Below are 7137 nucleotides of genomic sequence, written 5' to 3'. Positions count from 1 at the left end.
AGCGCGTTCGACGACCCGTCGAGGGGTGCAGGGAGCAGCATCTCGGCGAGCGAGAGAGCGTTGATATCGTTCGTGACGGCAATGGTGTTACCTTCGATGACGCTTGCGAACCACTCGTTCGGCGCGGGGGGAGCGGGCTCATAGGTGTCGGGATCGAGGACCTCGTACGGATCGAGGACGATACCGATGCCCACGCCCGCCGTAGCGGCAACGCTGAGGGCCGTCCTGTCCTTAACCATGTTGAACGCCAGGGTCTGGGCCCGGCTTCTCTGTGCGACAGTAACGTTGTTGTTCACGACGCGCTCGTCGTCTGCACCGGCAAGAACTCCCACTCCGAGGAGGAGGTTTGCGGTGCCTGCTACTGCGTCGGCGGTCTCGTTATCGCCTCCCATGGCCTGGCCCAGGAACATGCCGTCGGTGATCACATGGATACAGTTCTCTTCGACGTCGATGGAGTCACCTGTTCCGGCGAAGCCGAACGCCGCTACAATGCCGACGGATCCAGCCGCCGGGTCGGGCACATCGAGGTCGCCGCCCTCCGCGAGTGCAATGCCGGCAGCGCTGGTCTCTACCATGATCTCGTTGTCGTGGATCACCATCTCTCCCTCGGCGTCGTTGACGTAGACGCCGCAGCTCACCGAGAGCGGGACCGCGGCCGCAAGCCGGGTTCCGTTCAGGAACTCGAACGCTTCCCCGTCTTCCATGAGTGCCTGATACCCGGTGAGCGTCTCGTCTTCAGTGTAGGCTGCAAGAACACCGGTATCTCCGGCGAGGACGGTTTCCGTGATCGCCGCTCTCTCCTCTTCGGAGAGGTTCTGCCACCCGTTGCCGTTCTCGTTGATGAGGCCGAGCAGGACCGCCCGCTGCACCTGCTCATCCGAGAAGGCCTGGTCGATAAGCCCTAACGAGAAAGGAGTCTGGAGCGTCACGTCAACGTCATTGACCGGCAGGTCACCCGCAATGACGGCGACGTCCTGGTACACCGGCACGTAATTGCAGCAGACCTCCGGGTTCAGGACATCTTCGAGGACGATGCCGGCTGTTACCGTGAGTGCGGCAGCGAGGGTTGCCTCATTGATGTCCGGTTCGAACTCAAGGTCGCTTCCCGTGAGGGTCGACAGGCCTTCGGTGTCCGCGAGGCACGCTGCGACGGAGAACTCCTCACTCTCCTGCATCATGCCGACATAACGGGCGCGCAGGGCGCTGTTGTCTGCAAGGGCGGTTAGTACCTCTTCTTCATCGAGTTCCAGTTCGGGAACCAGATAGGTCTGCGTCTGCGCCCTGACCACGACCACGTTCTCGTGGACCACGGGGTTCACGAGGAGGTCGTCGGAGGCGCTCCAGACGTGGATGCCTGTCAGGACGAGAGCGGAGAGGGCGCCCACATTGAGGCCCCCGGCAGTCTCATCGTAGGTCATGACAGTGCCGAAGGCATGCACGACGTTATCGCAGATCTCGGGTTCGTTGCTCACTTCAACGTCGATGCCTTTAACCCTCCCGACCCCCAGAGTCAGGGACTCTTCGTCTTGAGTGGATTCGTCACCGTCGACCGGCAGGTTGAAGATCCCGGTCTGGATGATGACAATGTTCTCGCTCACCCGGGACTCATCGCATCCGCGAATGTGGATACCCGCTGTCGACGTCATGGCCAGCTGGCCTGCGTCGGTGACGGTGAGCGTGTATCGAACGTCGTTCCTGAGAACCTGGGCTTTCGGCGAATTGTCGGCTATGATGCCGGCGGCCTCCGGACTGATTTCTCCTTCGTCGGGCTCGCCGATGCAGGTGGCCTCTACCTCGACCTCGTTATCGAGAACCTGCCCCTTCTCGGCCTCGGAGATCACGATGCCTACCGGCAGGACGACCCAGGACTCGGTGATAACCTCGACCGTGTTGTTCTGGACGAGTGCGTTCTCGCCGTTGCCGAGGATACCGACCGTCCAGGCTGCGTCGAGAGCCATTCCGACGACCGTGACGTTATTCTCCAGGATCTTCAGGCTCTCCGAGTTGCCGGACCGGATACCCCAGGCCTCAACGGCCGAGTGGTGCAGATCCGGCTCGTCCGGGGTGCAGGCGCCCACGGATACGACCCGGTTGTTCTCGACGACGACATCAGCACTCCTGATGATCAGAACCCCGAGGGACTCTATCGGAGGAGCGGCGTCCTCAGCAGCGAAGGCTGGGTCATCTTCTTCTTCAAGGTCAGGTGCGACACGAATCGTAATGGGGTTCACCCCTACTGCTGTCGATTCACGGTGCTGCGAGACCGCCACGACGTAGTTGTCGTGGATGCAGGCATCGGTCACCTCATCGACCGTGATGCCCGCCTGAGCGCTGCTCCCGATGGCACGCACCTCGTTGCTGTCTATGCAGACATCCGTGCCGACCTGAACCAGGATACCATAGGTGATCGCATAGATCTCCTCGAGGACCGAGACGTTGTTGTGGATGATCTCGACCGCTTCAACACCATGGGCATAGATCCCGACCCCGGAAGCGTTTTCGACCTTAAACCCCGAGAAAGAGACCTGATCTGCGGTGATCTCGACACCGGTATGCGCACCCATGGCGTCGAGGGTCACCCCATCAAGGCCAGGGCATTCAAGGTATGAAACAGTCGTGACGGTCATGCTTCTGTCGATCACGACCGACTCGTTGTATGTCCCGTTGTAGACCCAGACCTCGCCGCCCTCCGTGACGCCGTCAATAGCGTCCTGGATGCCTGAGAAGTTCAGTACCCCATAGTCGGGCGCTTCATCGTCATACGATGCGTTCACATAGACCCTGTCGGGCAGGGCCTCTGCAGCTGCCGGTGCTATCAGCATTGCGCAGATAAGCACTGTCAGCGCGAAAAAGATCTTAATCGGGCGAATTCCCTTCACCCGGCCGTTATCCATTTCGATCACCTGAATTTACATTCAGGTGTAACTCTCGTGGAATACTATTTAGAGATATGGAAAATATCCGATGACGTACAGCACAGTTAAGAGAATATTATTGATTATAGTAGTATTTTGAAGGAAACGGATCGATCATATCCCGCCCCGCCGGAAGCTGTCACCCCTCTCTCCCTCACCACGCGCAAAAGCACAGGGAACAGGGCACCTGCAGGGGCGGGACCGGACAGACCGGGCTCCTCCTCTCCCCCTGCACGCAAAAACCGACCGGCATATAGTTTCTCCAGAGTAAACCGGCCAGCTACCGGCACGCCGCTGCGGCCGGAGCGACTCTCGTGAGGTTTACCATATGCCTGAATTTTCACAACCGTTTGCCGGGAACAACATCGACCGGACGATGGGCCACAACGAACGTATCCGTGCCATCCGCTACACGATCGCCGCTGAATACGAAGCCATCCAGTTCTATCTCCAGATGGCCGACGCCACCGACAACGAACTGGCCCGCGAGGTCCTGCGGGATGTCGCGGACGAGGAGAAGGTGCATGCAGGTGAGTTCTACCGCCTGCTCATCGAACTGGACCCGAAAGAGAAGGAGTTCTACCAGCAGGGCGCAAAAGAGGTCGAAGAAGAGATCGAGAGACTCCGGGCGAAAGAGTGATGCACGGCGGGCACCGGGTCTGCCCGGAAACCCGGATCCGCCATCACCCGTTTTTCGCCGAATTTTTGATTATTTTCCTGAAAAACGGCGTCTCACGAATTTTTTGTGGCCGCCAGATATTTACATATGGATAGGATTATATTACCCGCTCATCAACAATGATCCATGCTCGGCATCGTCCCGGATGTCGGTCCGGAGTTCTTCTCCCTGGTCGTCGTCCCGGCATTCATCTTTCTTGCACGTATCTGCGATGTCACCATCGGGACGATGCGGATCATCTTCGTCTCGCGGGGGATGAAGATGGTCGCCCCGGTCCTCGGGTTCTTCGAGGTCTTCATCTGGATCATTGCCGTCGGCCAGATCTTTCAGAACCTCACGAACCCGCTCAACTACTTCGCCTACGCGGCCGGGTTCGCCACGGGAAACTACGTCGGGATGATTGTCGAGGAGAAACTCGCGATGGGGCTTGCCCTCATCCGGATCATCACCCAGCGGGATGCAACGAACCTCATCAACTACCTCCGCGCCGCGGGCTACGGGGTGACGGTCCTCGACGCCCAGGGGAAGCAGGGACCGGGCAAGGTCATCTTCTCGGTGGTCAAGAGAAAGAATATCAAGAACGTGGAGGACGCCATCCACGAATTCAACCCCAAGGCGTTCTACTCGATCGAGGACGTCAGGCGGGCGGCGGAGGGGACGTTCCCGATCATCACGCCGGGCCCGACCCCGTTCCCCTTCAAGAGAGTCGTCAGGAAGGGGAAGTGACCCCCGTATAGGTTATCCGGTAGACGGCGTTCGCCCGATCGTCCGAGACCAGGAGCGAGCCGTCGCCGGCAACCTCGACATCGACAGGCCTTCCCCATACGTCCCGCCCCTGGAGCCAGCCCTCCGCGAAGGGCTCGTAGGAGACGGGCGTCCCATTCTCGAGCGTGACCGTCATCACCCGGTAACCGATCGGTTCGATCCGGTTCCAGGACCCATGCTCGGCGATGAAGATCCGGTTCGCGTACTCTTCCGGGAACTGCCCGCCGTCATAGAACCGCATGCCGAGCGCGGCGACGTGCGGGCCGAGTTCCTGCTCGGGCGGGGTGAATTCAGCACACGACCGCCCGGCCCCGAACTCAGGATCGACGATCGATCTCCCGTGGCAGTAGGGAAACCCGAAGTGCATCCCGGCCTCCGGCGCCCGGTTCAGCTCGTCGGGCGGGACGTCGTCGCCGAGCCAGTCGCGGCCGTTATCCGTGAACCAGAGTTCACCGGTCTCCGGATGCCAGTCGAACCCCACCGTGTTCCGGATGCCCCGGGCGTAGATCTCGAGTTCGGTCCCGTCCGGGTTCATCCGGTGGATCGTGGAGAACCGCTCGTCGTCGGGGTTGCAGACGTTGCAGGGCGCCCCGACCGGGACGTAGAGTTTCCCGTCGGGGCCAAACGCGATGAACTTCCAGCCGTGCGAGGCCTCACCGGGGAAGGCGTCGCTCACGACCGCCGGCTCGGGCGGGCTCTCGAGGTTCGCCTCGATATCGTCGTAGCGGAGGATGCGGCTGATCTCGGCGACGTAGAGGGAGCCGTTCCGGAGCGCGACCCCGTTCGGGGAGTTTAGACCGCTCGCGATGACGATCACCTCGTCGCCCCTCCCGTCGCCGTCGCGATCGGGGATGGCGTAGACGTTTCCGGCACCGCGACTCCCGACAAAGAGCGTCCCGTTCGGCGACAGGGCCATCGACCGGGCTCCGGTGACGTTCCCGGCGTAGACGTCGATCGCAAACCCCGCAGGCAGGGTGATCGTATCGAGCGGCAGGGGGCCTGCGGTGCCCCCCTGCGGCAGCACGACGGCCACGACGATGCCGAGAAGGACGAGCACCGCAACGGCGGCGAGGATGATAACGGTCCGGCGTGACATAAGGTTCATCTCCGGGACTCCGGAGGGCGAGAGCGTATATAGCCGTTACTCATGCAGGACTGTCCCCGGATTCGTTCCAAAATGTTCATCACGCAGTCCGAAAACCTTCAATATCGGGTGTGACGACCCCCATGAAGACCCTCGATCTTCTCGTATTGTTTTCTCCCTGGCTGATCTTTGCCGGCCTCGTCGTCTACACCCCGGTGCCGTTCGAGTTCATTCTTCTCCTCTCGCTCGCCGCATCCCTCCTCGTCGGCTACCGGGACTCAAAGACCGGTTCATCATCGCCTGGACGACGACGCTCATCTTCGCGATCGTCTCCGTCCTCGTACTGGTCCCTCTGCCGGTTCACTATCGTCCCGCTCCTCGGGGTCGTCACGGACATCTGCATATGGCTCCCGATCTTCATCGGAGCGGTCTTTTCGGCCCGGCACCCGGATTACGCGGAGAGGAAGGCCGGGCCTGGGGGGTCTGCTTGAGTTGCGGAGTGCCCCGTTCCGCGCCTCACCGCCTGAAACGATCGGCAATATTCATGTAGACGACGCCCCCGACGATGACCGCGAGGAAGAGGATCCATGATACGATGGCGAGGCTGTCCGGTGCTCCGGCAACTGCCGGCAGGAGCCCGCCGGGCGAGGAGGACGATGGAAGCGGCGACCAGAAGGTTCCCCACGAACCTGGAGAGCGGTCTCTTCGTCGTACCTCGCCCGCTGCTCTGAAGGCGCGGTGTTGTAGCCCGCAATGAGGCCGCTCGCGTTGAAGGCCCGGGTTATGATGCCGATAAATAGCGTGACCGTTCCGTCGAGGACGTTTGCGATCCACATAGTCTGCCGGGATCATATCAGGTTCCCGGGCGCTATGCTGTTTCGGTATCCCTCGAGGGCGCATATCTTCCCGTCACGCCGCAGGGTACCGGCTGTCCACCTCCACCCCCCCCTCTGAACGCCGCTGCCGGGGTCGCGACGACCATCAGGACGCGGCGGAAGTCTTCCGGGCAGGTGCGTAGGTTTATCAACTCTCCAAAAAGAATCACATATGTTGCCGACCGGCATTGGGAGATACTTGAATGATAACCATTGTTGCTAAATGCAGTACCAAAGCAGGCAAGGCAGACGACCTCGTGAACCTCGCCCGGGATCTGGTCCAGGCCAGCAGAAGCGAGGCGGGAAATGTCTCCTACGACTTCTATGCCGACATCGGGGACCCCGAAAAGTTCACGTTCGTCGAGGTCTGGAAAGACCAGGCCGCGATCGAATTCCACAACAACACATCCCACTTTCAGGGTTTTGTGGAGAAAGCAGGACCGCTGTTCGCCGGTCCGCTTGACATCGCCCTGTACCGGAAACTCACCTAGACGGCGGGTATCCCCACCATCTCTCCCTTCTTTCTACCGCATCGCGCACCCGGCCCTTCACATACCGGGGATCTCCAGATTGAGCTTCTCGGCGATTCCCCGCACCTGCTCCGGCACCTCGGTTATCCGTTTCTCGTCCCCGTAGACCACGGAGTAGACCTCCGAGAGTTTCAGGAGGAGGCCTTCGGGCGAGAGGTGCGCGGACAGCCCTGCCTGTCGAATTCTGTTCCGGATCCGGCAGTAGAGGTAGAAGCAGAGGAACCCGACGAAGACGTGGCCGAAGACCGCTGTGGCGTCCTGGAGGTAGGGCTTGTCTGCCAGGATCAGG

The 7137-nt window shown here is 60.9% G+C and carries 7 protein-coding genes and 1 pseudogene; 5 read left to right on the top strand and 3 right to left on the bottom strand.

The features are described 5' to 3' along the window. Positions 1 to 2822, bottom strand: a 2822-nt coding sequence (locus PLN84_RS12160) for a hypothetical protein (protein ID WP_348532112.1), incomplete at its 3' end; no start/stop codon positions are given. A 421-nt stretch (positions 2823 to 3243) separates the two neighbouring features. Here PLN84_RS12160 and PLN84_RS12155 point away from each other — a divergent pair. Continuing rightward, positions 3244 to 3555 (top strand): ferritin family protein, encoded by a 312-nt coding sequence (locus PLN84_RS12155; RefSeq protein ID WP_292385751.1) that lies wholly within the window; start codon positions 3244 to 3246, stop codon positions 3553 to 3555. Between the two features lie 165 nt (positions 3556 to 3720). Continuing rightward, on the top strand, positions 3721 to 4320 hold the full coding sequence (locus PLN84_RS12150) for a DUF2179 domain-containing protein (protein ID WP_348532111.1): 600 nt from the start codon (positions 3721 to 3723) through the stop codon (positions 4318 to 4320). Here PLN84_RS12150 and PLN84_RS12145 read toward each other — a convergent pair. Continuing rightward, on the bottom strand, positions 4304 to 5464 hold the full coding sequence (locus PLN84_RS12145) for a sorbosone dehydrogenase family protein (protein WP_299952769.1): 1161 nt from the start codon (positions 5462 to 5464) through the stop codon (positions 4304 to 4306). The two genes, PLN84_RS12150 and PLN84_RS12145, sit on opposite strands and share 17 nt — an antisense overlap. Positions 5465 to 5586: 122 nt before the next feature. Here PLN84_RS12145 and PLN84_RS12140 point away from each other — a divergent pair, with 122 nt between their 5' ends. The 3 genes from PLN84_RS12140 to PLN84_RS12130 all read left to right on the top strand — a co-directional run bounded on the left by PLN84_RS12140 (position 5587) and on the right by PLN84_RS12130 (position 6809). Then, positions 5587 to 5934, top strand: coding sequence for a hypothetical protein (locus PLN84_RS12140; protein WP_292385746.1), 348 nt, complete (start codon positions 5587 to 5589; stop codon positions 5932 to 5934). A gap of 96 nt (positions 5935 to 6030) precedes the next feature. Next, on the top strand, positions 6031 to 6174 hold the full coding sequence (locus tag PLN84_RS12135; protein WP_292385744.1) for a hypothetical protein: 144 nt from the start codon (positions 6031 to 6033) through the stop codon (positions 6172 to 6174). A gap of 347 nt (positions 6175 to 6521) precedes the next feature. Further along, positions 6522 to 6809, top strand: a complete 288-nt coding sequence (locus PLN84_RS12130; RefSeq protein WP_292385742.1) for a putative quinol monooxygenase — start codon at positions 6522 to 6524, stop codon at positions 6807 to 6809. A 57-nt stretch (positions 6810 to 6866) separates the two neighbouring features. On the opposite strand, the pseudogene PLN84_RS12125 reads toward PLN84_RS12130, so the two are convergent. After that, positions 6867 to 7137: pseudogene (locus PLN84_RS12125) on the bottom strand (hypothetical protein); the annotation flags it as partial.

Origin of the sequence: Methanoculleus sp. (assembly GCF_035363275.1) — an archaeon.
In the GTDB taxonomy this organism is placed as follows: domain Archaea; phylum Halobacteriota; class Methanomicrobia; order Methanomicrobiales; family Methanoculleaceae; genus Methanoculleus.
The sequence above is the reverse complement of the archived record's forward strand: the minus strand, read 5'-3'. Positions and strand labels throughout refer to the sequence as shown.

What these genes read in the sequence shown, in the direction of transcription:
- PLN84_RS12155 (WP_292385751.1), top strand. Translation starts at nt 3,244, where the DNA reads ATGCCTGAATTTTCACAACCGTTTGCCGGGAACAACATCGACCGGACG.
- PLN84_RS12150 (WP_348532111.1), top strand. Translation starts at nt 3,721, where the DNA reads ATGCTCGGCATCGTCCCGGATGTCGGTCCGGAGTTCTTCTCCCTGGTC.
- PLN84_RS12145 (WP_299952769.1), bottom strand. Translation starts at nt 5,464, where the DNA reads ATGAACCTTATGTCACGCCGGACCGTTATCATCCTCGCCGCCGTTGCG.
- PLN84_RS12140 (WP_292385746.1), top strand. Translation starts at nt 5,587, where the DNA reads ATGAAGACCCTCGATCTTCTCGTATTGTTTTCTCCCTGGCTGATCTTT.
- PLN84_RS12135 (WP_292385744.1), top strand. Translation starts at nt 6,031, where the DNA reads ATGATACGATGGCGAGGCTGTCCGGTGCTCCGGCAACTGCCGGCAGGA.
- PLN84_RS12130 (WP_292385742.1), top strand. Translation starts at nt 6,522, where the DNA reads ATGATAACCATTGTTGCTAAATGCAGTACCAAAGCAGGCAAGGCAGAC.